General features: G+C 72.1%; 13 protein-coding genes and 2 pseudogenes. 7 read left to right on the plus strand and 8 right to left on the minus strand.

The genetic code is table 11. From position 1 onward, the window contains the following. Positions 1-53 precede the first annotated feature (53 nt). Complete coding sequence (locus TR46_RS22765) at positions 54-2834, minus strand: PKD domain-containing protein (protein ID WP_042404320.1); 2781 nt, start codon at positions 2832-2834, stop codon at positions 54-56. A 349-nt stretch (positions 2835-3183) separates the two neighbouring features. Here TR46_RS22765 and TR46_RS45580 point away from each other — a divergent pair. From TR46_RS45580 to TR46_RS22800, 6 genes and pseudogenes are all read left to right on the plus strand, one after another. Next, positions 3184-3372, plus strand: a pseudogene (locus tag TR46_RS45580) (IS1634 family transposase); the annotation flags it as partial. Between the two features lie 134 nt (positions 3373-3506). Further along, the gene (locus TR46_RS22775; protein WP_063770660.1) at positions 3507-5192 is read left to right on the plus strand and encodes a TIGR02677 family protein; all 1686 of its coding nucleotides are present in this window, start codon (positions 3507-3509) and stop codon (positions 5190-5192) included. Next, positions 5189-6523, plus strand: a complete 1335-nt coding sequence (locus tag TR46_RS22780; RefSeq protein ID WP_063770661.1) for a TIGR02678 family protein — start codon at positions 5189-5191, stop codon at positions 6521-6523. The genes TR46_RS22775 and TR46_RS22780 overlap by 4 nt, the downstream gene beginning before the upstream one ends. Further along, entirely contained in the window at positions 6520-10722 is a 4203-nt protein-coding gene (locus TR46_RS22785) for a TIGR02680 family protein (RefSeq protein WP_042404324.1), read from the plus strand. Before TR46_RS22780 ends, TR46_RS22785 begins: the two co-directional genes overlap by 4 nt. Positions 10723-10742: 20 nt before the next feature. Continuing rightward, the gene (locus tag TR46_RS22790) at positions 10743-12008 is read left to right on the plus strand and encodes a TIGR02679 family protein (protein WP_236655442.1); all 1266 of its coding nucleotides are present in this window, start codon (positions 10743-10745) and stop codon (positions 12006-12008) included. A gap of 632 nt (positions 12009-12640) precedes the next feature. After that, positions 12641-13636, plus strand: coding sequence for a hypothetical protein (locus tag TR46_RS22800; RefSeq protein WP_042404329.1), 996 nt, complete (start codon positions 12641-12643; stop codon positions 13634-13636). Between the two features lie 340 nt (positions 13637-13976). On the opposite strand, the gene TR46_RS22805 is transcribed toward TR46_RS22800, so the two are convergent. The 7 genes from TR46_RS22805 to TR46_RS22835 form a co-directional block, all read right to left on the minus strand. After that, complete coding sequence (locus TR46_RS22805; RefSeq protein ID WP_152626615.1) at positions 13977-14603, minus strand: hypothetical protein; 627 nt, start codon at positions 14601-14603, stop codon at positions 13977-13979. Between the two features lie 252 nt (positions 14604-14855). Then, complete coding sequence (locus tag TR46_RS22810; protein ID WP_042404331.1) at positions 14856-16124, minus strand: MFS transporter; 1269 nt, start codon at positions 16122-16124, stop codon at positions 14856-14858. A 120-nt stretch (positions 16125-16244) separates the two neighbouring features. Further along, positions 16245-19028 carry an NHLP bacteriocin export ABC transporter permease/ATPase subunit gene (locus TR46_RS22815; protein ID WP_042404384.1) on the minus strand — a complete coding sequence of 928 codons (2784 nt, stop codon included), beginning with the start codon at positions 19026-19028 and terminating at the stop codon, positions 16245-16247. Between the two features lie 106 nt (positions 19029-19134). Then, positions 19135-21243 (minus strand): NHLP family bacteriocin export ABC transporter peptidase/permease/ATPase subunit, encoded by a 2109-nt coding sequence (locus TR46_RS22820; RefSeq protein WP_236655445.1) that lies wholly within the window; start codon positions 21241-21243, stop codon positions 19135-19137. A 107-nt stretch (positions 21244-21350) separates the two neighbouring features. Next, entirely contained in the window at positions 21351-22169 is an 819-nt protein-coding gene (locus tag TR46_RS22825; protein WP_042404334.1) for an HlyD family efflux transporter periplasmic adaptor subunit, read from the minus strand. A gap of 127 nt (positions 22170-22296) precedes the next feature. Then, positions 22297-22515 (minus strand): hypothetical protein, encoded by a 219-nt coding sequence (locus TR46_RS22830; protein WP_042404335.1) that lies wholly within the window; start codon positions 22513-22515, stop codon positions 22297-22299. A 365-nt stretch (positions 22516-22880) separates the two neighbouring features. Continuing rightward, complete coding sequence (locus TR46_RS22835) at positions 22881-23747, minus strand: ATP-grasp domain-containing protein (RefSeq protein ID WP_042404338.1); 867 nt, start codon at positions 23745-23747, stop codon at positions 22881-22883. A 262-nt stretch (positions 23748-24009) separates the two neighbouring features. Between TR46_RS22835 and TR46_RS22840 the strand changes: the two are divergent. Then, positions 24010-24626, plus strand: a pseudogene (locus tag TR46_RS22840) (hypothetical protein); the annotation flags it as partial.

The following is a 24626-nucleotide window of genomic DNA, read 5'->3' on the forward strand; positions in this document are numbered from 1 at the left end:
GCGCGCGCGGGTCGCGCGCGGGCCGCTCGGGGCGGGTTCGCTACGGAAGGCGGTCAGTTGGTCGAGTACGCCTCGATGTCAGCAATGACGTTGACCGACCCGAAGGGGTTGTAGAGAGCGGCGTATCCGTGGGCGATGGGCAGGTAGACCAGGGACGGAGTGATCTGGCCGTGCATGAAGTTGAGCGCCGAGCCACCCGGCTGGGATGTCAGGTCGCCCCAGGCGGTGAGGTAGCCGTTGGCGGTGGAGTCGATGGCGGTCAGGTTCACCAGCACCCCGGTGGCACCGGCCGGGATTCCGTCGACGCCGGCGACCTTGAAGCTCAGGTCGCTGGTGGGCCCCATCGGCGCCTTGTGGGCGCCGACGCCCGAGCGCGTGTCGAGGACCCGGACGGGGGTGACCGGGGTCATGGGCGCGTTGACGGGATCGGTCGTCGGGCCGAAGGGCAGGTAGAAACCCTCCACCGAGGCGAGGAGGTCCACCGAGCCGGACTGGTTGAACAGCGAGACCCGACCCTGTGCGTCCACCGGAGCCACGACCGTCGTCGAACGGGTCTCGCCTGCAACGAAGTTGAGGTCGGACGTGTTCGGCCGACTGGTGCCGGGCTCATAGGCGGTGACGTAACTGCTCGCCGTCGCATTGGTCTCGGTGATGTCCAGGAGCACTGCGGTCGCGCCGTACTCGTAACTGCCCAGGTTCTTGGTCTGCAGAGTCGAGAATGTGACTGACGCGCCCGGTCCGACTTTGCCGAGCTTGGGCAGTCCCTGGTTGCCACGGGTGTCAAGGACCGGTCGGAACTCACCCCAGGTTTTGGCGTCGTTCATCAGAATCGTGCCGTTCGACGAGGGTGTGACGGTGTTGTATCCCTCGACGTCGGCGATCACGTCGAGCGGTCCGGCGGAGTTGTAGAGGTCCACGATGCCGTTGGCCCCGACCGGTACGTCCACCAGGTTGGCGACGGTCTGTCCCGGACGGTAGTTGAGGCCGGAGGCCGTGGGACGTACTCCTCCGTCGGGGTAGGCGGTGACGAAACCGTTGCCTGTGGTGTCGGTGACGGTGAGGTTGAGCAGCACGGACGAGGCGTTGGCAACGCCCGCGGCACCGTTCACCTGCAGCCGGACTACGCCGCCCGCTCCGAGCCGAGCCTTGGGCGCGCCCAGTCCCGCGCGGGTGTCGAGAACGCGCGTGGGGCCGACGGGCACGAATGCGGGACCGACGGTGACCTTGGTGCTCGCGGTGGCGGTGCGTCCGCCGATGTCGGTCAGGGTGCTGCTGATGGTGTAGGTGCCGGGCTTGCTGTAGGTGTGCTCGCCCCCCTCGCAATTGCTGGCCTGGACGACGACTGGCGTCTCGTCACCGAAGTTGAGCTTGCAGGAGGCGAGGTTGAAGGGCGAGCTGGAGCCGTCAGCATGCACTGTCACGCCCAGCGGGGCGTCCGCGTTCTGCTCGTTGGCGCTGATGCGGTCGACGAGCGGGCCGGGCGGGTTGATGGTGACCCAGCGCGTGTAGCTCTGGCCGCCCTCGGCCTCGGTGATGGTGTAGATGGTGCTCTTGCTGTTGGTCAGGGTGGTGTAGGTGTGCTGTACGGAGGGGGCGGTCGTGGTGACGAGGGGGGTTCCGTCGCCGAAGTCGAAGGTGCGGGTGACGGCCGTGCCCCAGGGGTTGCGGTCACCCGAGGTGACGGTCACCGGATAGCCCACGACCGTATCCAGCGGCGTGACGGTGGGGGCGTAGTGCCACAGGGGGTCTTGGAACTCGACCGCCCCACGGTCGTAGTAGCCGCTGCCGGTACCCGTGTTGGGGACAAGCGGGTCGTCCACGCGCGGCCTGCCGTAGATGTCGGTGGCCAGCTCTCCCGGCGCGTCGGCGTCGGCCGAGTCAATGCCGGGGTAGCCCTCGCTGGGCCAAGGTGCGCCGATCCCCAGCCTGGCCACACCGGCGACGATGTCCTGCCTGCCCTGGCCGGTCGCGGTCTGGAATTGCGCCACGGTGGTGTAGCGGGTCCCTGCCCAGGTGTAGAGGTCGGCACCTGACAGCGGAGAGAAGAGGTTGTACCCGGTTGTCGACTGAGCAGCGGAGTCTGCGCTGACCTGGATGTCGCCGCCGTAGACCACGTTGTTCTCGACGCTGAGGCCGGTCGAACCACCGTCTGCGGTGAGCGCCTGTCGGACGAGCTCGAAGGTGTTACTGGTGACGTCGGTGTCGATCGCTCCGTCGAGGACGACACCTGTGCCGGAGTTGTTGCCCGAGCTGATCTCGTCGGTGCTGATGACCGTGTGCTGAACGCCCTGGTCCACCCTGATGGCGTCACCGGCGACCGGATTGAGGAAGCTGCGACTCACGGTGACGCCGCTGCTCTGGCCGGATACCTCGACGGCCGTGGTGTTCACCGGGACGTCGACGCGTAGGCCGTCCATGGTGACGTCACTGGAGTCTTTGACTTGCAGGCTGCCTGCGGACATCACCAGCTGCAGGTTGCGTAGCGCCACGTCGTGGACGCCCTGGAAGCTCAACTGCGGAAGGGATATGTAGTTCGTGCCGATGATGGTGATCGGGGCCCCAGGGGTGCCTGAGGTAGTGATCGTGGTCGCCGGGTAGGTGCCGCCGGCGGCTATCTGGACGGTGCCGCCGGGCTGGGCGGCGACCGTCGCCGCCTGGATGGTGCAGTAGGGATCCGCCGCGGTACCGGTGCCTGCGGCGGTGTCCGAGCAGGCGGGGTTGCGCACGTCGACGTACAGCGTCGTTGCGTCCGCTGACGCTGTGGCGGTCGGTAGTACCACCCCCGCAGCCAGTAGCGTCAGAGCGACGAGTCCGGCCGCATGAGATCTGGACACGGTGTTCCCCCTGGGTTCCGCTCTCGGCCGAGGCACCCGTCTCGGGGCAGCGCGGAGTGGACCGCAACATACCAGGCAGCGCGACCCGGCCAAGGCAGAGGTTCCGGGCGCTGGCACCAGACGCCGGGGCCGAAAAGGTACTTCCACACGGACGCATCGGCGTCGTCCAGCCGGTCGGCCACCAGTAGCGCGGCCGTCGCTCCACGGGTGCGTGCCCCGCAACCCCGGGCCACGGCGCATGCCGGGGCACAACGGCCGCACCGAAGACGTGAACACCCACACCAAACGAGTCATGCGCCAGATGCACGGCCGCGCCGGCTTCGACCCTCCTCCGCCACCGAATCCTCACCTGCGCACCACGCCGGGCGGACTGCTGCGGATCGACAAGAAGAAGATCAGCGACATCGCGCTGGGTTACAAGTCGCTTCTTGAGGTGGAACGCGGCTGGAGGGACATGAAGCAGATCTTGGACCTGCGGCCCGTCTACCACCGCCGCGAGGACCGCATCCGCGCCCACGTCCTGCTGTGCTGGCTGGCGTCGTTCGCAGGTCGGCCGGGGCGTGGTCGGGAGGTCTTGATCGGGCTGCGGCATGGTACGGGAACGGAGGAGTCGGGCCGGGCGGTCCGGGAAAGCGGACGGAGGCTGCTCGGCCGTGCGACACAATGAGGTGTGTGACCAGCGTCGACGACACCCTCGCGAATCGGACGGCCGACGACGTCGACAGGGACGGCGGGCCGGGGACGTACCAGCCGTTCGCCCATCTCACGGTAGAGCACAGTGCGCTCTACCGTCAGGTGATGGGGGTGTTCGTCCGTGCGAAGCAGGAGTTCTCGGTCCACTTGCGGCCGGAGGACGTGCACCTGGCGCTGGCGGCTGAGGGCCGGCCGCCGCTGGAAGTGGTGGCGCGGGCGTTGGAGGCCCTGGCCCGGTGGGGCAATCTGCGGGCGGATCCGGACACGGGCCGGGTTACGGCGCTGGAGGACTTCTACCGTTCCCGGTACATCTACCAGCTCTCCCGGGCGGGTGAGGCGGCCGAGGAGGCGCTGGCAGCGTACGACGAGGCGCTGGGCAGGCGTGGTGAACTGCAGGCCGTCGCGCTGGCGGACATCGCGGTGCAGTTGCGCGCGCTGCTGGCGCTGGCAGGGCGGGAGGATCCGGACCCAGCGGTGGTGCACCTGGCGCTTCTGGCGCTGGTGGACCGCTTCTCCGGGCTCGCGGAGAACGCGCGGGCGTTCATGAACTCGCTGCAGCGCACGGTCGATCTCCACGAAGCCGAGGTGGACGTGTTCCTGGCCTACAAGCAGCGGCTGATCGAGTACCTGGAGCGGTTCATCGAGGACCTGGTGACGCGGGGGGCCGAGATCGCCGGTCTGCTGGAGGAGTTGGGTGTCTGGCCGGACGGGCGGGTGGGGCCGTTGCTGTTGCTGGCCGCCGAGCGTGAGGCGTCCGATGCGGCGCCCGACGCCGCGGCCGAGGCGCTGGCTGCGGCCGAACGCCGTTGGCGGGGGCGCTGGGACGGGCTCCGCGCCTGGTTCCTCAGCGTTCCCGGGCGCAACTCCCAGGCCAAGCTGCTGCGTTCGGCCGCCCGCCAGGCCATCCCCCAACTGCTGGCCGTGGTGCAGGTGCTCAACGAGCGGCGGGCCGGGCGCTCGGACCGGTCCGCGGACTTCCGAGAGCTGGCCCGCTGGTTCGCGCAGGCACCGGACGACAACGCGCGGCACAGGTTGTGGCGGTCGGCTTTCGGGCTGTACTCGGCCCGCCATCTGACGATCGACCAGGAGGCGTTGGCTGAGCGCCTGGAGGATCCGGTGCCCGCGTCGGCGTCCTGGTACGACGCGCCCGGGGTGCGGATCAGCCCGCAGTTGCGGCGGACGGGCTCGTACGAGCGGCGTGGGCGGGCGCGTGCGGTGCAGGACCGGTCCGAGGCCAGGACCTACCTGGCGGAGCTCGCACGCAAGCAGGCGGAGCAGACGGCGGCGGCGCGGGCCCGGCTGGCCACGCGGGGCGAGATCCGTCTCAGCGATCTCGACGTTCTGGATCGCGACGCCTTCCGGCTCTTCCTCCAGTTGCTCGGCGATGCTCTTTCCGCCTGGCGGCCGGGGCTCATGGCGGTGTCGGCCACGACCAACGACGGGACGATGGAGATCAGACTGATCCGGTTGCCGGGCGAGGGCACGGCGGAGGTCCACACCCATGACGGCGTGCTGCGCGGGCCTGAGCACCTGGTGGAGATCGTCGACCTCACCGTGGGGGACGAAGCGGACGTGAGCGGGACATCGGGTGGTGAACCGGAGAACGACGTGCGAGTGGGTGCCGAGGCTGCGGGTGCCGAGACGGTGGGGAGTGGGCAGGGGTGAGCGGTGACAACCGTCTCGGGGACGCTCTCGCGGCGCAGCGGGAGCAGGAGGTCCGGCGGGCCGCGCGGGCGCTGCTGCGCAGGCCGCTGCTGCGGGCGGGCGGTGACGACTTCCGGCTGGTGCGGCAGCACGCGGCCGAGTTGCGGACGTGGTTCGAGCGGAACACGGGCTGGGCGCTGCTGGTGGACGCGCAGGTGGCGCGGCTGCGCCGCATTCCGGGTGTGGACACCGATCCCACGCATCCGGCGCGGGACGTGCGGACCGGCCTGCCGTTCTCCCGGCGCCGGTACGTGGTGTTCTGCCTGTCCCTTGCGGTGCTGGAGCGCGCCGAGCAGCAGATCGCGCTCGGACGGCTGGCGGAGCAGGTGGTGCTCGCGGCAGCGGATCCCGCGCTGGAGGAGGCTCAGGTCGCCTTCACCCTGGCCGACCGGGAGCAGCGCACGGACCTGGTGGCCGTGGTGCGGCTGCTGCTGGAGTGGGGCGTGCTGGCCAAGGTCGCGGGCGACGAGGACGCTTTCTTGAAGTCGGCCGGGGACGCCCTGTACGACGTGGACCGCCGCGTGCTCGCCGGGCTGCTGGTCGCCCGGCGCGGCCCGAGCACCGTCCGGGGCGACGGCTTCGAGGCTTGTCTGGGGGAGCTCAATGCCGAGGTGCTGCCGGACAGTGACGAGCTGCGCAACAGGGCCCTGCGCCATTCCCTGACCCGGCGGCTGCTCGACGACCCGGTGCTCTACCTGGACGGGCTGACCGAGGCGGAGAGCGCGTATCTCACCTCCCAGCGTGCCGCGCTGACCCGGCGGATCAGCGAACTCACCGGGCTGGTACCGGAGGTGCGGGCCGAGGGCGTCGCGATGGTGGACCCGGACGACGACCTGACGGATCTGCGCATGCCGGAGCAGGGCACGGACGGACACGTCGCGCTGCTGGCGGCGGAGTACCTGGCTGGGCGCGGCGGCACCGTCCCGCTCACGGAGCTGCAGCGCCAGGTGGCGGGCTGGGCCTTGGAGCACGCCGGCTTCTGGCGGCGCAGCGCGACCCTGCCGGGGGCCGAGGCCGAGCTGGCAGAGCAGGCTGTGGAGCGGCTGGTCGCCCTCGGGCTGCTGGAACGCACGGTGGACGACGACGGGGCCGCCGCCGTTCGGCCCCGCCCGGCGCTGGACCGCTACCGGGTCGGCGAGGCGGTTCTGCTGGAACCCGGGCAGAGTGCGCCCCGCAGATCCCGGAAGGGTGCGGCCGGCGCGAAGCCCGGGAGGGGCGGGGCCGGTGCGGGCACGCCCGCCAAGGGCACACAGACGACTTCGAAGACGACCAAGAGTGTGAGGACCCGATGACCGAGACCGCCTCCAAGGCCTCGCTGCTTCCGTCCCCGGGCCGCACTCGCTGGCAGCCGCTCCGCGTCGGCCTGGTCGACCTGTTCTACTACGACGTCGAGGAGTGGGGCTTCCGCGACGGTCGCCTGCTGTTCCGGGGCAACAACGGCACCGGGAAGTCCAAGGTGCTCGCCCTGACGCTGCCCTTCCTGCTGGACGGCGACCTGTCCCCGCACCGCGTGGAGCCGGACGCCGACCCGAAGAAGCGGATGGAGTGGAACCTGCTGCTGGGCGGCGAGCATCCGCACTCCGAGCGCCTCGGCTACACCTGGATCGAGTTCGGTCGCCGGGACGAGGACGGCATCGAACACTTCACTACCCTGGGCTGCGGCCTGAAGGCGGTGTCGGGGCGCGGCATCGCACGGCACTGGTACTTCGTCACCGACCAGCGGATCGGCCCCGAGCTGCGGTTGCTGGACGGAGCCGGCGCGGCGATCGGCCGGGACCGGCTCGCCGAGGCGCTGGCCGGGCGGGGCCTGGTCCACGATTCGGCCAGGGCCTACCGCAGGGCGGTGGACGAGGCGCTGTTCGGCCTGGGGGAGCAGCGCTACGCAGCCTTGGTCGATCTGCTGGTGCAGCTGCGACAACCGCAGCTGTCCAAGCGGCCCAGCGAGAAGGCGCTCTCGCAGGCGCTGACCGAGGCGCTGCCGCCGATGGACCAGGCGGTCGTCGCCGATGTCGCGGAGGCGTTCCGCTCGCTCGACGAGGAGAAGGAGCAGCTGGCGGTGATGACGGCCGCCGAGCGTGCCGCCGACGCCTTCCTGCAGCACTACCGCCGCTACGCCCAGGTCGCGTCCCGCCGCAAGGCCCGCGCGCCGCGCGCGCAGCACGCCCGCTACGAGGCGCTGCGCACCGAACTGAACACCGCCGACGCGGACTTCGAGGCGGCCGGCATGGCGCTGGCCGAGGCCGAGACCCGGCTGGAGGAGCTCGACCAGCGGCGCGCGGGGCTGCGCGCCCGGGACGAGGCGCTGCGCGCCGGACCGGAGATGCGCAGTGCCCGCGAACTGGAGCAGGCCGCCGAACTGGCCGGGCGCGCCGCCCGGGACGCCGCCCGCGCCGAGGCGGACACCGCACGTGCCGACCAGGAGTTGGCCCGGTCCGCCGCCCGGTGCGCCACCGCGCGCTCCCGGGCCGAGACCGCCGGGCGGGCCGTCGAGAGCGCCATGGGTCGCACCGAAGAGGCAGCCGCTGCTGCGGGGCTGGAGCGGGACCACGCCGAGCGGGTCGCCGGCCCGCCGGCCGAGGGCGGGGTCACCGAGACGGCGCAGCGGGCCGCCGCCGACCTCACCGATCGCAGGCTGCGCTCCGTCGCCCTGGTCGAGGAGCACGCGGCCGTCGCCGAGAACGCCGTGCGCGAACGGGACCGGAACCGGCTCCTGCTCCAGGAAGCGGACGCGGAGCTGAGCCGCCGCTCCGACCTGCGGGCCGAGGCCGAACAGGACGCGGAGCGCAGCGGCCGCGGCTACCTTTCGAGCGTCCGTGACCACTTCGCTGCCTGTACCTTGCTGCGTCCGGCCGATCCCACCGGCATGCTGGACGAACTCGCCCAGTGGGTCGGGACGTTGACCGGCCCCGATCCGTCCCGCACCGCCGCGCAGCAGGCGGCCTCCGCCGCAGGGGCCGAACTCGCGCGCCACCGCGCGGCACTCGAGTCCGAGCAGCGGGACGCCGACGTGCTGCGCGACCGGCTGCGCGCCGAGCTGGCCGACCTGCGGAGCGGGGGGCAGCGTGGCCCGCACGCCCCCTACACCCGCTCCCCGCACGCCCGCCAGGACCGCCTGGGAGCGCCGCTGTGGCGGCTGGTCGACTTCACCGCCGATGCTGCGACGGAGCAGCAGAAGGCCGGCCTGGAAGCCGCTCTGGAGGCATCCGGCCTGCTCGACGCCTGGGTCGGTCCGGACGGCGACGTGATCGCCGCCGGCACCGGGGACACCCTGGCGACCCCCGGTGCACCCGTTACCGGCCCGAGCCTGGCCGACGTGCTGCGCCCGGCGGTCGACCGCGCCGACCCGGCGGCGGCCGTTCTGCCGGACGAGCTCGTCGTCCGTCTGCTGGCCGGCATCGGCCTGCTCGGCGCCGGGGACGGCGAAAGCCCTGCGGGCGGCGCGCTTCCCGGCCCCGGCAGCTGGATCGCCTACGACGGCCGCTTCCGGCTCGGCACCCTGACCGGCACCTGGTCCAAGCCCGCCGCTCAGTACCTCGGCGAAGGCGCCCGCGAACAGGCCAGGCGCGCCCGGATCGCCGACGTCGAGACCGAACTCGCCGAGCTGACCGTGAGGTCGGACGACCTCAGCGCCCGGCTGGAGAGCGTCGACGGCGACCTGCGCACCCTGGCCGCCGAACAGGCGTCGTTGCCGACCGACGCCGCGTTGCGCGACGCACATGCCGCGGTCGCGTCCGCCCAACGCGAGCGCGCCCGCGCCGCCGAGCGCCGCGCGGCAGCAGACCACGCGGCGGCACGGGCCACCACCGCTGCCGAGCAGGCCACGGCCGAACTGGACACCCTCGCCGAGGAACTCGGCCTTCCGGCCACCGCCTCCGGTCTGCGCGCCGTCCGCGAAGCCCTCGCCGCTTACCGGGAGACCCTGGCCGCCTTGTGGCCTGCCGTGCGCGAGCACCGTGCCGCCCACGCCGCGCTGATCGGCGAGGAGACCGACCACGCGCGCGCCGCCGAGCACGCCGCCGAACTGGTCGAGCGTTCCCGCGCCGCGGCACGCGAGGCCGTCGCCGCCGGTGAGCGTCACGAGACGCTCGCCGCCACCGTCGGCGCCGCCGTGGCCGAGCTGCAACGACAACTCGCCGAGGTCGCCGGCGAACTGCGGTCCTGCGAGGACTCCGAGCGGACCACAAGGCGTGAGCAGAACGCCGCCACCGGCCGCCAGGCCGCGGCCGACGCCCTGCGCACCCGCGTCCGCACCGAGATCGAGGACACGACCCGCACCCGCGCCGAGGCCATCGAGGCGCTGCGGCGCTTCACCGCGACCGGACTGCTCGCCGTCGCCCTGCCCGAGCTCACCGCGCAGATCGGCACCGACTACGTCCGGGGCGGCTCCGAGAGCTGGGCCCCCGACCCCGCCGTCCGCCTCGCCCGCGCCGTGGAACGCGAGCTGGAAGCCGTGGACGACTCCGACCCCGCCTGGGAGCGCGTCCAGCGCAGGATCACCGAGGAGCTGAAGGATCTCTCCGACGCCCTCTCGCGCCACGGCCACACCGCCGCCGCCCGGATGCTGGAGGACGGCCTGGTCGTCGACATCGTCTTCCAGGGCCGGGAACACTCCGTCCCGGCCCTGGCCGCAGCCCTCGGCACCGAGGTGGAGCAGCGCCGCGAACTGCTGTCCGCCAGGGAGCAGGAGATCCTGGAGAACCACCTGATCACCGAGGTGGCCGGCACCCTCCAGGAGCTCGTGTCCGCAGCCGAGCACCAGGTGCTGCGGATGAACGAAGAGCTCAAGGACCGGCCCACCAGCACCGGCATGCTGCTGCGCCTGGCCTGGCGCCCTGCCCGCAACGCCCCCGGCGGCCTGGCCGCCGCCCGCGACCGGCTGCTGCGCCAGTCCGCCGACGCCTGGACCGCCGCCGACCGCTCGGCCCTGGGCGAGTTCCTCCAGGCGCAGATCGACCGCGCCCGCACGGACAACCCCGCCGGCACCTGGCTCGAACACCTCACCGCCGCGCTCGACTACCGCTCCTGGCACGAATTCGGCATCGAACGCCACCAGCACGGCCGGTGGCAGTCCGCCACAGGGCCCGCGTCGGGCGGGGAGCGGGTGCTGTCCGTCTCGCTTCCGCTGTTCGCCGCCGCGTCCTCGCACTACGCCTCGGCCGGCAACCCGGACGCCCCGCGACTGGTCACCCTCGACGAGGCCTTCGCCGGCGTGGACGACGACTCCCGCGCCAAGTCGCTGGGTCTGCTGGCCGCCTTCGACCTGGACGTGGTGATGACCTCGGAGCGCGAGTGGGGCTGCTACCCCCAGGTCCCCGGCCTGGCCATCGCCCAGCTCTCCCGGGTCGACGAGGTCGCCGCGGTCCTGGTCACCCGCTGGGAGTGGGACGGCCACCGGCGCACCCTGGTCCCCGACGCCCCGGTGCCCGGACAGCGCACGGAAGACCCGACCGAGGGCCCGAGCAACGACCCGAGAAGCAACCTGGCCGGCTGACCATGGACATCCCGCCGACCGTGGACCTCCCTCGCCTGCGCCGACTGCTCGGCACGCCCGAACTCGCGTGGCTGCTCGACCGCGTCCGCGACCGCATGGCCACCGAGAGACCTCTGGACACCCGCGCCACCCTGCGCGCCGCCACCCAGGGCCAGCGCCTCGCCGTCGAACGGCTCCTCGGCCGCCGCCTGCGGCCTGGCGCCTCGCTGACCGTGCCACTCGCTGAGGTCGACCGCGTGCTGCGGGAGTCGATGGCCTGCCCGGACGGTCTCGCGGCGGCGACGGTCGTACTGACCGGCCCGGTGACCGACCGGCGCGCCGAGGAAGCAGCCCGCGAAGCCGCCTGGCAGCGGGCACACGCTGAACTCGACCACCCCGCCATCGCCGGCCGACCCGAACTCGCCGCCTGGGTCGCCACGGTGGAGGCGACCGGACTGCTCAAGCGGCTCTCCGGAAGCGACCCCCGGAATGCCGGGCGGCTGGCGGCCGACGCAGCACGGGTACTGTCCGCCCTACCGGCTGACGGCCTCACGCTCCCCGTCCTCGCGGCCCGTACCCTCGGCGACGCCCACGCCCTGGACGACGGGCGGCCCCTGGCCGCGCTAACCCTGTCCGCCGTCCGCGCGCTCACCCTCCTGGCGCCGGAGGCAACGGCCACGGTCGACGGCCGCCGTGCAGCGTGGGCCGCGGTCGGCGTGGCGCTCGACGAACTCTCCTCCCGCGTGCTCGTCCTCGGCCTGCCCGGCGGAGCGGGAAGCACCACCGGACGCATGCTCGCGGCCGCTCGCCAAGGCGGAGAGCCCTGCGTTCTGACGCTGCGGCAACTTCTGCGTGAACCCGACTGCCTCGCAGCTGACAGTCTCCATGTCCGGGTCTGTGAGAATCCGGCGGTCCTCGCGGCCGCCGCCGACGCGCTCGGCTCCGACTGTCCGCCGCTCGTCTGCGTCGAAGGCAACCCCTCAGCCGCTGCGCGCACGCTGCTCGCCCGGCTCTCCGCGCAGGGCAGCCCGCTCCTCTACCACGGCGACTTCGACTGGGGCGGCATCCGCATCGCCACCTCGGTCCTGCGCCTGCCCGGAGCCTGCTCCTGGCGCTACGACACCCCGGCCTACCTCGCGGCCGTCGAACGAGGACTCGGGACCCCGCTCACAGGCGTCACGACGGCCGTCGTCCCCACGCCCTGGGATCCCGACCTCGGGCCCGCCCTCGCACACCACGGCATCCGGGTCGAAGAAGAGCACCTGATCGATCGGCTGCTTACCGACCTTGGGAGGGACGCCGTGTAACCCGATGGCCGATGAGGACACTCGCTGCCGACCTGTATACCGTGTCCGCCGGGCCGTCTCGATGTGGCGCGGCCCCGGCCCGGGTGGCGGTATGTCGGGTCAGCGCCCTGTGGTGGGAGCGGCGGCGTTGGATGCGGTCGGTGCTCGTTGGTACTGTCTGGAGTGTGGCTCGGTGTCTTCCTGGATAGATTGGGTGTAGAACATCGAGACTGGCAACCTTCGTGCCTGGCTGGACAGTTGACCCGCCGACTCTTAATCAGCGGGTCCGGGGTTCGAGTCCCTGGCGGCGCACATCGCACGGATTGCCCAAGTGGCAAGCATGACAAGGCAGTTGACCCTTCGTGGGTAGGCCGCCTTTTGCTTCTCTGATTCGTGACGGGTACGAAGCGGGGCCTTGGCGGGGCGACCGGAGCTGTCGCCCGCGCGGCTGTGATCTGCTGGTTCAGGGCCACTCACGAGCCTTCCTGGTGCGCTGACAGGCCCTACGACTTGGGGGCGCCCGGACGACGCGGGTCTCGCCCGGCCCTGCCTGGTCATGGCCGGGCAACCGAAATCCGGTTGTGAAGGGCTCTCCGGCCGGGCATGATCGGCCGCATGACGAACCTGTTGCAGGGCAGTGCCCATTCCCGCTGGTGAGCCCCGACGGAACGGCCTTCGAGCCGGGTCACATTGTGGACGCCTGGTTGACTGCTGCAGTCGCCGACCCCCGGGGGAGCGGCTTCGGTGACGCCCGCAGTGCCTTGTTCGCCGCTGTGCGGGAAGACCGCAACGGCCCGGTGGCCCGTCTGCTGTTCAGCTACTGCGAGCACCCTGATGCTGAGGCCCGCCGCCGGATCCTGGGACTTCTGACCGACATGAGCTGGGGCGCGCAGCCCTGGCGCGCGGCTGCGGAGTGCGCCGCATTGTGCCTCGGTGATCCGGATGCCGCGGTCCGCCGCGGTGCGGCATGGCTCCTCGGGACCGCCGATCCGGAGCACGCCCTCGGCCTGGTCCGGGAGTCGGACTGGCGCCTTGATCCGGTGGCTCGCCTGTCTCTCGTGGAGGCAGTGTTCGGTTTGCACTGGGACTGCAACGGCGACGCGGCATCCACGCTCGCCGACAGCCTGCGGACGGACCCGGACGAGGCGGTCCGACTCCGCACGGCCCTCGCGTCGCTCCGCGTCGCTCCACAGGAGCAGTGGCCGGCGTGGGAGGACCTCGCCCTGTCCTGTCTCGCGTCGGCTGGAGAGCGCCTGGGTGGGCCGGGGTCCCGGCTGGCCTTTCGCCCCGGCTGGTGGTGGTCGCTCGCCCTGGTCCGGCAGGACCGCGAGGAGGCGGCCTACGCATGGGCGTCGCGGCTCCTCGCTCACCCGTCCCCGGTGGCTCGCCTGGCCGGGGTCGATCTCGCCCGCGGGGCGCTGCGCCGTTGGCGTGCCGCGCCTGACCGGCTCCGCCTGCCTCTGAGCCGGGCTCTCGGTGATACCGACCCCGAGGTGCGCGCCGAGGCGTTGAGCAGCGTCTGCGCGAGTCTGGAAGCCTCTCGGCTGTGCGCCGATGCCCTGGCGGTGGCGCTGGAGGACCCTGAGCTTCAGGCCGAGGCAGCCATGGGTCCACGGACGAGACCGCCGAGCGCGGCAGCAGCGCGCTGATCCCCCACCCGCCCGAGCCAAGGCGCCGGCGCAGGTCGTGATCGACCGAGCCCGAAACCGCTCACTTCGACGTTACTGCTTCGAGCTCTCGGTCAGACCGAGCCTCCGCTGGATGACGAGCTCGGAGCGGATGAACTCGAGGAGCCGCCCCATCCAGTTGCGACCGCGGTGGTCGGGGACGTCCCGTCAGAACGGGGAGTCCGACAGCCCGGTGTAGGTGATCCTGCTGTCACCGGTGTCGAGAAGTATCTGCGCGAGGGCAGGGTACTGCGCGATCCCCGTCCGCTGGACTGTGCCTCTGCACGCCCCGCTGCCCGGCTTGGGCGGTCGAATCCTGCGGCTACCGGACCTGCTCGCCCTGGCCGAACGCCTCGACGGCCTTCGGCAAGGGCCTCGCTGTGAATGACATCGATCGGGTTCCCAGCCCATTGACGCCACCCCTAGCGCCCTCGGATGGTTCAGGCCCTTCCTGAAGGGAGCCGGTTGGGTCGATCCGGTCTTTCTCGCCGACCGCGACGATCAGCTCGAACGGCAACTCCTTGTCACCCTGACCAATGGTCAGCGCGAGCCATCGGCCGGTGTCCGGGCGCAGCCAGACGCGCATGCTGCCGGTCAGCTGACAGAGAGAGACGATCGGTTCGGGTACTGCCGCGCCTTCGAGACCGGCGCGCAGATAGGGCCAAAGGTCGATCTCCCTGGGGTCTCCCCAGCGGGCGACGAGCTTCGCCTCCAGGGCATCGAGCCGTGTCTGGAGATCCGCCTCGGCCTCCTGTACGACCGTCTCATCAGGGCAGTCCCAGAAGTCACGGCTGGCCTGCAGAACGAGCAGATGGAAGCCGGGACCGGCGGAGCCGGAGGCATCCCGGCCTTCCCGCTCGGGAAAGGGGCGGTCGAGCAGTTCGTCGGCGGCGAAGAGGTCCTCGTCCGCGGTGCTGCTCATCGGTCCTCCGGAGCCATCGTTGGTCATGGCTGGAGAGTACGGGCCGGCACCGACAGCGGAACGGCGGCTCCTCGCGACGCTGCGGGCCCACGCACGGACGGCTTCTACGCCGATCCGCGCGCCTGCCTGTGCCGCGTCGGCCGGCCGGCCGACGGGGCCGGCGCGGCCTGGAAGCTCGCCGGCTGTGGTTGCTTCGGGGGCTTGGGCGGTGTGGTGGGCGTCGTCGCGATCTGAACCGTTTCGCGGCCGGAGGCGCGGGAGCGCCGGGTCATGTGTCGATCAGCGTGCCTCGGCGCAGGCTGTCGGGGCCGGGGACGTCGCGGTGCCGTCCTCGGTCGGGGGGCGCTTTCGGGCGGCTCGGTTGTCGGCGGCGAAGCCGGCGGCGGTGAGGGCGCAGCCGATGGTGGCCAGGCCGGCGCCGAGCCAGCTCGGGGCCAGGTAGCCCAGTCCGCCGGCGATGGCCAGGCCGCCGATGGCGGCGCCGAGGCTGTTGGCGGTGTTCATGGCCGACTGGTTCACCGCGGCGCCCATCAGCTGGGCGCGCGGGGCGGCGGCGATCAGTCGCGCCTGCATGGCCGGTCCCACGAACAGGCCGGTGGCGCCGACCAGGAAGGCGCCCGCGAACAGTCCCGCGGTGGTGTGCGCGATCAGGGCGAAGACGACCAGGGCGGCGATGATGCCGAGGAAGCCGGCCAGCAGGCTGCGCCGCAGCTGCCGGTCGGCGCACCAGCCGCCGGCCGCGTTGCCCACGGTCATGCCCAGGCCCACGGCGACCAGCACCCAGGGCACCGCGGCCGAGGACAGTCCGGTGACCTGGGTGGTGATCGGCGCGATATAGCTGTCGACGGCGAAGAAGCCGGAGAAGCCGATGGCGGCCACGGCGGCCGCCAGCCACACCCGCGGCGCGCGCAGCGCGGCCAGCTCGGAGCGGGGTGAGCCGCCGGGGTGCGCGGACGCCTCCGGCACGACCGCCCGGACGGCCAGCAGCGTCAGCAGGAACACCGCGGCGATCGCCAGATAGGCGCTGCGCCAGCCGGCGCTCTGGCCCAGCCCGGTGATCAGCGGGACGCCGAACACGTTGGCGGTGGTCAGCCCGCTGAGCACCACCGCGAAGCCCTTGGCCTGGCTGCCCGGGCCCAGCAGGTTCGCCGCCAGCATGCCGGCGGCCCCGAAGTACGCGCCGTGCGGCAGTCCGGCGACGAAGCGTGCCAGCAGCAGCAGCGCGAAGTTCGGGGCCACCGCGCTGGCCAGGGTGCCGACGACGAACAGCACCAGCAGCCCCAGGACCAGCCGCTTGCGGGCGACGCGGGCGCTGAGTGCGGCGATCGTCGGCGCGCCGGCGACGACACCGAGGGCGTACACGCTGACCACCCAGCCGGCATCGCTGTTGGCGCGCGCCGAGGAGTGGGCGTAGGTGCCGGGCAGCAGACCGCGGGCGATGTCGGGGAGCAGACCCATCGGGACGAACTCGGTCAGCCCTACGGCGAAACCGCCCATGGCCAGGGCTAGGAGTGCGGCCCGGCGGCGCGCTGCGGTGAGTGGCGGCATAAGAGCCGATTATAGGCAACGCTGTTGCCTAAGCCGACGGCGCGGTCTGCCGGTGACCTGGACCGCGCCGAGGCGGGGCTGCTCGGGGTCGATCGGCACCAGGCCGACCGCCGGGGGACCTCAGGTGATCTGACGGCGGACCAGCTCGTGGAAGAGGCCGCCGGTGTCGGCCAGGAGCTCGGCGGGGGTGCCCTGCTGGGCGATGCGGCCGGCGGACATGACGATCACGCGGTCGGCGTCCAGCACCGTTGAGAGCCGGTGGGCGATGACGACGCGGGTGGCCTGCAGGGTGCGGGTGCTCTCGATGACGATGCGCTGGGTCTCGTTGTCCAGGGCGCTGGTGGCCTCGTCGAGGAGGATGATGCGCGGGCGGCGGACCAGGGCCTGGGCGATCATCAGCCGCTGGCGCTGGCCGCCGGAGACGGTGCCGCCGCCGTCGGACAGGACGGTGTGCATGCCCATCGGCATGCGCCGGATGTCCTCGGCGAGGCCCGCCATCCCGGCGGCCTCCCAGGCCTCTTCGAGGGTGCACGGTTCGGGGCCGCTGATGCAGTCCAGGATCGATCCGGTGAACGGCTGTGCGTTCTGCAGGACGACGCCGCACTGGCGGCGCACCGCGGCCTGGTCCAGTGAGGCCAGGTTCTGGCCGTCGTAGAGCACGTCGCCGGAGGTGGGCCGGTCGAAGCCGATGAGCATCCGCAGCAGGGTCGACTTGCCGCAGCCGCTGGCCCCGACGACCGCGACGAACTCGCCCGGGGCGATCCGGAAGGACACGTCGTCGAGGACCAGGGGGCCGTCCCCGGAGTAGCGGAAGGACAGCTGCCGTGCCTCGATCTCGCCGGTCAGCGTGCCGGGAACGGTGCTGCCGCCGCGCACCTCGGGGACCTCGCCGAGGACCGGCTCGATCTGCTCGAACAGTGGCAGCGCCGAGGCTGCCGACAGCAGTGCTCCGGTCAGCTGGGTGACCGAGCTCAGCACCATGGTGACCGAGGTGTTGAAGGTGAGGAAGCTGCTCGCCGACATGCTGCCGCGGGCCGGCCCTGCTAGCAGCATGAACATGATGAGGGTGCAGCACGGCAGGTAGACCGTGCTGAAGACGGTGGTCAGGTTCTTGATCCGCCCGACCCGCCGCTGCAGTTCGCGGCTGCGGGCGAACTCGCCCGCCCAGGCCGCGTAGGCGAAGTTCTCCGCCGCGGCGACGCGCAGCTTGGGCAGGCCGCGCAGGGTCTGGAAGGCCTGGTTGTTGAGCTTGTTGTTGAGCACGGTCAGCCGCCGCTGCCAGCGCAGCTGCCACAGGCCCAGGCCGAGGAAGACCGTACCGATCAGCACCAGCATGCCGATCGCCGCCAAGGCGAGCGGGACGCTGTACCAGAGCAGCAGCCCGAGGTTGACCGCGCCCACGGTGCCGGCCTGGACGGCCACCGAGCTGATGCCGGACAGGACCCGGCGGATGGCGCTGATGCCCATCGCCGCCGTGGCCAGCTCCCCGGTGGAGCGTCCGGCGAAGAACCTGGTCGGCAGGCGCAGCAGCCGGTCCCAGACCGCCGGCTGCAGGGTGGCTTCGACGCGCCCCTCCAGGCGCAGGATCGAGATGCTCTCCAGCAGCATGAAGACGGCGGCGACCAGCGTGCTCGCGACGAGCGCCAGCGAGGTCTGGACGATCAGGCTGTTCTCGGCCTTCGGGACGTAGACGCCGAGGATCTGCCCGGTCGCGATCGGTACCAGTGTGCCGAGCAGGACCGCGGCCAGGCCGCCGAGCACCAGGTTGCGCAGGTCGCCCCGGGTGCCGCGGAGGCCGAAGCGGAGCAGCTGCCGACGGGAGAGCGGCTGTTCCGGCAGCGGGCGGTAGAACATGACGGCCTGCGGCTCGAACTGGGCCGCGTCGGACTCGCGGATCCGGGTGCGCCGGCCGCGGGCCGGGTCCACCGCCTCGTAGCCGCCGCGACGCCAGAGCAGCGCGACGGGGGCTCCGGAGCCGGCGCGGTGGCCCAGCAGCGGTCCGGCGTCCTCCCGCCACCAGCGTCCGTCGAGCCGTACGGTGCGGGTGCGGAACCGCGAGTCCAGTGCGATGCGTTCGACCGGGGACAACCGGTCGTTCGCCGCCGCGCCGCCGGTGGGTGGGACGACCGTGATCCCGGCGGCCCCGGCCACGGCGCGGCAGGCGGCGAGGGTGGCGTCGTCGGTCGCTCCGGACGACGGGGACGCGCTGCGCACCGGGCGGTTGATGGAGGTCAGCAGGGTCTGGTCGGCCTGGGCCCGGACCGCCTCGCCGGCCTTGGCGCCGGCCGCCGAGCGCTCCTCGTGGGCGCGTTCGAGCTGCTCGATCCAGCGGTCCAGCGCGAACAGCAGCCGGGACTGCTGGTCGATCAGCCGCTGCCACATGGCGGGCTCGACGAACAGGTCCTGGGCGGTCTCCTGGCTGTAGGCGGCGCCGTACTGGAGGCTGCCGGGGGTGACCGACATCCACAGGATGCCGTCGTCCCCGTCGTCCCCGTCGCCCGTGTCCGTCCGGCCGGCCCCGTCGCCCGCACGTGCTTCGAAGAGGAGGCGGAGGCTGCGGCCGACGCCCTGTGCGAAGGCGTCCTCCAGCGGCGTCAGCATCCCGTTCGCGCCGTAGTAGGCCCACTCGGGACCGTACTGTGGCTGGAAGAACAGCTCCCGCAGCTGGATCCGGCGCAGCACACAGCCCTGCAAAGGCCTGCCGACCAGGCTGTGCCGGGGGCCCTCGGCCGCGCCGAGCAGCAGGCTGCCCGCCTCCAGGCGGCCGAGGAAGTGCCAGCGGCCCTGCATGACGGCGTCGACGGCGAACAGGTCCATCGCCCCGTCGGCCACCAGCCACACCGCGTCGGGACCCTGCAGCGACAGACTGCGGATCCAGTCGACCGGGGTGCCGACACCGCCCAGGGCGGCCGGTCCGGACGGTGCGTCAGGCGGATACGCCGACGGCTGGGCCTGGGGTTGGGGTTGGGGCTGGGGTTGGGGCTGGGCCTGGGGGTACGGGAACGTCACGTCAGCGCTCCCCGACCAGTGCGGCGTACGGGCCCCCGGCGGCGAGCAGGTCCTCGTGGCGGCCGCGTTCCACCACGGTGCCGTGGTCCAGGACGACGATCTCGTCGCTGTCCCGCACCGTGCTGAGGCGGTGCGCGATCAGCACGCAGGCGCAGCCGCGGCGCCGCAGGTTGTCGATGATGACCTGCTCGGTCGCCGCGTCCAGGGCGCTGGTCACCTCGTCCAGGACCAGCACGCTCGGTCCGCGGACCAGGGCCCGGGCGATCTCCAGCCGCTGCCGCTGGCCGCCGGAGAAGTTGCGGCCGTCCTGCTCCACCCGGCTGTGGATGCCGCCGGGCCGCCGGGAGACCGTGTCCAGGACGGCCGCGTCCCGCAGTGCGGCGGTGACGGCCTCGTCCGGTACGGAGGGGTCCCACAGCGCCACGTTGTCGCGGACCGTGCCCTCGAAGAGGAACACGTCCTGGTCGACGAAGGAGACCGAGGCGGCGAGCGAGCTGCGCGGGATCTCCTCCAGCCGCCGGCCGTCGATGCTGATCCCGCCGCTCCAGGGCTGGTACAGGCCGGATATCAGCCGGGAGACGGTCGACTTGCCACTGCCGGAGCCGCCCACCAGGGCCACCTGCCGACCGGGGCCGACGGCCAGGGTGAAACCGGTGAGCAGCGGCTTGTCGAGCGCGCTGTAGCCGAAGGTGACGTCCTCCAGCAGCACATGGCCGCTGAGCCGCCTGGTGCCCGCGTCCGGCCGGTCCCGTGCGTAGCGGGGGTCGGCCGGGAAGCTCTCGACGTCCTTGAGCCGGGCCAGGTCGGCGGCGAAGTCCTGGACCCGTCCGGCCACCCCGTTGAGCCGGGTGACGGGCGCGGTGAAGCTGGTCACCAGGGCCTGGAAGGCGACCAGCAGGCCGATCGAGATCCGGCCCTCCACTGCCCGCTGGCCGCCGATCAGCAGGATCAGCGAACTGTTGAGCGCGGCCAGGGTGGGGGCGACGACGGTCAGCGCCGCGCTCGGCACGCCGAGGCGCTGCTCCCCGGCCAGCGTGATCGCGTGCTGTCCGGCCCAGCGGCGGAAGTAACCGTCCTCGCCGCCGGTGGCCTTCATCGTCTCGATCAGCTGGAGCCCGCTGTAGGAGGTGTTGGTCAGCCGGGCGCTGTCCGCGCGCAGCTTCTGCACCCCGGTGCCCCGGACGCGTACGACCAGTCGCAGCGCCACCACGTTGAGGAGCGCGACGCCGATGCCGATCACGGTCAACTGCGGGTCGTAGGTCCACAGCAGGACCGCGTAGAGGACCACCACCACGGCGTCGACGCCCGCCGAGGCGAGGTCCCTGACCAGGGTCTCGGCCACCGCGTCGTTGGACTGCAGGCGTTGGACCAGGTCTGCCGGGTTGCGTTGGGAGAAGAAGGTGACGGGCAGTCTGAGCAGATGGCGCAGGAAGCGGGCGCTGCTCAGCGTGGACGAGATCATCCGGCCGCGCAGGAGGTTGGCCTGCTGCAGTCCGGTGAGCACGGCCGTGAGCAGCAGCATGACCGCCATCGACGCGAACAGCACCGGCAGCAGCGAGGACTGACCACCGATCAGGAAGGAGTCGATGTAGGTGCGGCTCAGCGCCGGGACCGCCGCGCCGACGCAGACCAGCAGGAAGCTGGCGATCAGCACCGCCAGTGTGGTGCCCCGGGTGCCGCGCAGCCGCGCCGGCAGCGCGCTCATCGGGCCCGGTCGCCTGCCCCCGGTCCGGAACCGCTCGCCGGGTTCGAAGGTGAGCACGACGCCGGTGAAACTGGAGTCGAAGTCCTCGAAGCCGACGAACCGGCGCCCCCGGGCGGGGTCGTTCAGGTGCACTCCGCGGCGGCCCATCCCCTCGTAGACGACGAAGTGGTTGAACTCCCAGAAGAGGACGGCGGGTGCCTGCACCTCGGTCGCCAGTGCGGCGGGCTCCATCTGCATGCCCTTGGCTGTGAGGCCGTAACTGCGGGCCGCCTTCAGCACATTGCTCGCCCGGGACCCGTCCCGGGAGACCCCGCAGGCGATCCGCAGCTCTTCGAGCGGCACATGCCTGCCGTGGTGGCCGAGCACCATGGCGAGGGCCGCGGCGCCGCACTCCACGGCCTCCATCTGGAGCACGGTGGGGGTGCGGACGGTCTTCCGGCGCTTGCGTCCGCGCGGGGGGAGGCGGGGAGCAGCCCCGGCTCCCGGGTTCGGGCCGCCGCCGTGCCGCGCGCTCACGGCAGCAGCCAGTCGATCGGGTGCTGCGTGCCCAGGTGGACGGCGGAGCCGACCAGCGTGGTCGACTCGACGGGGTACGGCGGCCCCTGGGTCGAGGACCAGGCGTATCCGGACCTGGTGCTGCCCGACCGCTCCAACTGCACGACCACGGCCACCGGTTCGCCCTGAGCACTGAACGCCTGGGCCAACGGGCCGCTGCCGAGGTAGTCGCTGATCTGCTGCTGCGTCTCCGGAACCCGTCCGACCGCCAGCACGTGGCCGCGCAGCACCCCGTACTGCTGCGCGGGCACCGACTGGACGGTGAGGTCCACCGCGGCGCCGGCCGGGATCGTCGCCGCGCTGCCGGCGGACACGTACAACACCGCCACCAGCGGCTCGGAGGGGCTGGTGACGCGTTCCACGGTGGCGAGTTCGGAGCCGGCCTGGACGACGGTGCCGAGCTTGGCCACCAGGGTGGTCAGCCGGCCGGCGGCCACGGTCCGCACGGTCTGCACCTTCTGGCCCGACCCCGTACCGGTGCTCACGCTGAGCAAGGGGGCGCCCCCGGCCAGCGTGTCCCCCACGTTGGCGGAGACGGCGACGACCTGTCCCGCGACCGGGCTCTGCAGGGTGTAGCTGCCTTCGGCGTGGATCAGGATCCCGGCGGCGCTCAGTTTCGAGGAGACCGTCCCGGTCACTGCCCAGAAGCAGGCGGCTGCCACCACGGCCGCGGTGGCCAGCAGGACGAGACGTCCCTGCGGCCGGGCCAGGCGCACCGGTATGTCGAGCTCCTCGGATGACTGCTGCTTGGCCAGCGCCTTTTTCCGGAACTGCACGGGGATATTCCTTAGGCTGCATACGGAGAAAATGCGCCGGAATTCGGATCGGGCGCGCCGATCAGGCCCCGGAACATAGTTCCGAGGCCTAATTCCAGGCTGTTCTGCCCGGCGGTGTACCTGTCGATCACATACCGGGGACGAGACCGGTCACACCCGAGACACCGGTGAGGCCGGTGAGGCCGGTGACGGTGCCGATGACCCCGTCGACCGGGACGACGGAGGTGACGGTGCCCACGAGGTTGTCCACCGAGATACCCGCCACACCGAGGCCGCCGGCCACGCCGTCCAGGTCGGCGTCGTCGATCTCGCGGGTCTCGACCTGGGAGGTGAAGTCGTTGCGCATGGCGCTTTTCCTCTCAATACCCTTGGTATTTCCGGAACGGGGGCCGGACATTGCCGCTCCCGTTATTGACATGATCCAACCACGGGTGCCGGATGTTCGTCCATTCAGCGCATTTGGATGTTATGTGAACGTTCCGGTCGGCTCGCGAGCCTATGGACGGCAGGTCGGATGAAGGCGTGCGGAACCGGTGAAAAGCCGTGCGGTACATGCGGCCGAGACGTGTGGAAACAGCGGAAAACGAGGGTGGAAAGGCCCACTCGTGTGCCATCCGAGGAGATTGCGGAGAGTGCGTGCGAACTCGGCGAGCGAACGGGGAACGCCCGTACGGGGAACAGTCGTGCGGCCGGGTCGGTCGCGCCGCGGGTTCAGGCGGCGAGCAGGGGGCCGAGCAGGGTGGTGGGGTCGGTGGTTGCGGGCAGGCCGCTGACCTGGGCGTCGCCTACTTCGATGACGCGCCAGCGGCCGTCGGTGTGCCGGGCCAGGTCGGTGGTGACGAAGCGGCAGCCCAGGCGGGCGACCAGCGGTTCGACGGCGGTGAGGTCGGGGGCCGGACGGAGGTCCGGGGTGTCGGGGTGGGCGGTGGTCAGCAGCGGCCTGCCGTCGAGCCACCAGACCCGTGCCTCCCCGTCCTGGCGGCGCAGTTGATCGAAGGCGCGCAGGACGATGCCGCCGGTGAGCGAGTCGTCCTGGAGCGCGACGAAGCGGGACACGACCGCGTGCACGGCGTCGGCGTCGGCGAGGTCGGGCAGGAAGCAGGCCTCGGCCCATTCGTGCTTGCGGGACTTCACGTAGTCCTTCACCACCCCCGCACCCGGCGGGAGCACCGACGCGAGTCGGGACAGTTCGCCGGGGTCCGGTGTGTGCCGGGGCTCGCAGGGCAGCCAGTTGCTGGCGGGCGTGACGGACCGGAAGAGGTCGTACCAGCCGGGGAGTTCATGCGCCGCCCGGTACTGGCGGGCCGTGGTCAGCAGGTGCGCCTCCCGCTCCGCGAGGGCGGCTTCCAGGTCCGCGTAGATCCCGGCCGGGATCATCCAGCCGCGGTACCACAGCGGTCCGGCGCCGCGGGGCACGCGCCGTACCGCCTCCTGGATGTGGCCGGCCACCAGGGCGTCGTGGTCCAGCAGCGCCACCGCTGCCCCGTGCGCACGGGCGGCGGCGCCCTCCGCGGCGAACTGCGGGTCGGGGCGGGACGGGTGGAGGGGGTCGCTGCACAGGAGCAGAGTGGTGGTCACCGGCCCACGATAGGGCGGCGGCGCGGAACCGCGCGGCCGGTTATCGCCGGGGGAGCGGCCGTGCCGCGGAAGGGCCGCGGCCGCGGCGGCGACCGGTCCTCGGCGCCCGCCGTTGACCAGGGGTTTCCCCGGCGGCCGGCGGTGATCGAAAAAGGGTTCCTACTCTGACCCGGTTCTCAGCTGGTTCTCATGCTCCGCATCAACTGTTGTGACGTGGACAGCCGGGGGGAACCGGGGGAAACGGACAGCTGGGAGCGCGGCAGTGACAGGGCCTCAGGGCACGACGGAGGAGGGGCGTTCGCAGCGCGAACTGCTCGGGACCGCGAGCTGGTTCGGACGGATGGCGTTGCGGGGGCGGCTGGCGCTGCTGATGACCGTCGCGGTGTCCCTGGCCGTGGTGCTGTGCGCGACGGTCAGCTGGTTCGTCGCGCGGAGCGAGATGACCAAGCAGGTCGACCAGACGCTGCGGCAGTCGGTCGGGCCGATCAGCAGGGGTCTCATGGAGAACTTCAGCCTGTGCGGTGACAACGTGCACGGGGAGATGGCGGCGGGCAACGGCACCATCGTCTTCGGGGACGGGAGCACTTGTCCGCTGAGCGACACGGATCCGGTGGTGGTGACCTCCGGTGATGTGCGGCTTGCGGCCGGCAGCAAGCCCGGGGCCGACCCCAGCCATGCCTGGCGTGACGGCAGGACCAGCAGCGGCCAGGCCGTGCGCGTGTACACGGTCGGCCTGGGGACCGCCACGACCACGGACGGCACCGTCGTTCCGATGGCCCTGGACGTCTACCAGCCGCTCGGGCCGGTGCAGCGGGCGCTGAGCGGGCTCGCCGTCATCCTGGCCCTGGTCGCGGCAGCGGTCATCGCGGCCTCCGTCCT

The sequence above is a fragment of the Streptacidiphilus carbonis genome (assembly GCF_000787775.1).
GTDB lineage: Bacteria > Actinomycetota > Actinomycetes > Streptomycetales > Streptomycetaceae > Streptacidiphilus > Streptacidiphilus carbonis.

Excerpts from the sequence above, each read along its gene's own strand:
- TR46_RS22805 (WP_152626615.1), bottom strand. The coding sequence starts at position 14,603 with ATGACCAACGATGGCTCCGGAGGACCGATGAGCAGCACCGCGGACGAG.
- TR46_RS22810 (WP_042404331.1), bottom strand. The coding sequence starts at position 16,124 with ATGCCGCCACTCACCGCAGCGCGCCGCCGGGCCGCACTCCTAGCCCTG.
- TR46_RS22820 (WP_236655445.1), bottom strand. The coding sequence starts at position 21,243 with ATGGAGGCCGTGGAGTGCGGCGCCGCGGCCCTCGCCATGGTGCTCGGC.
- TR46_RS22830 (WP_042404335.1), bottom strand. The coding sequence starts at position 22,515 with ATGCGCAACGACTTCACCTCCCAGGTCGAGACCCGCGAGATCGACGAC.
- TR46_RS22785 (WP_042404324.1), top strand. The coding sequence starts at position 6,520 with ATGACCGAGACCGCCTCCAAGGCCTCGCTGCTTCCGTCCCCGGGCCGC.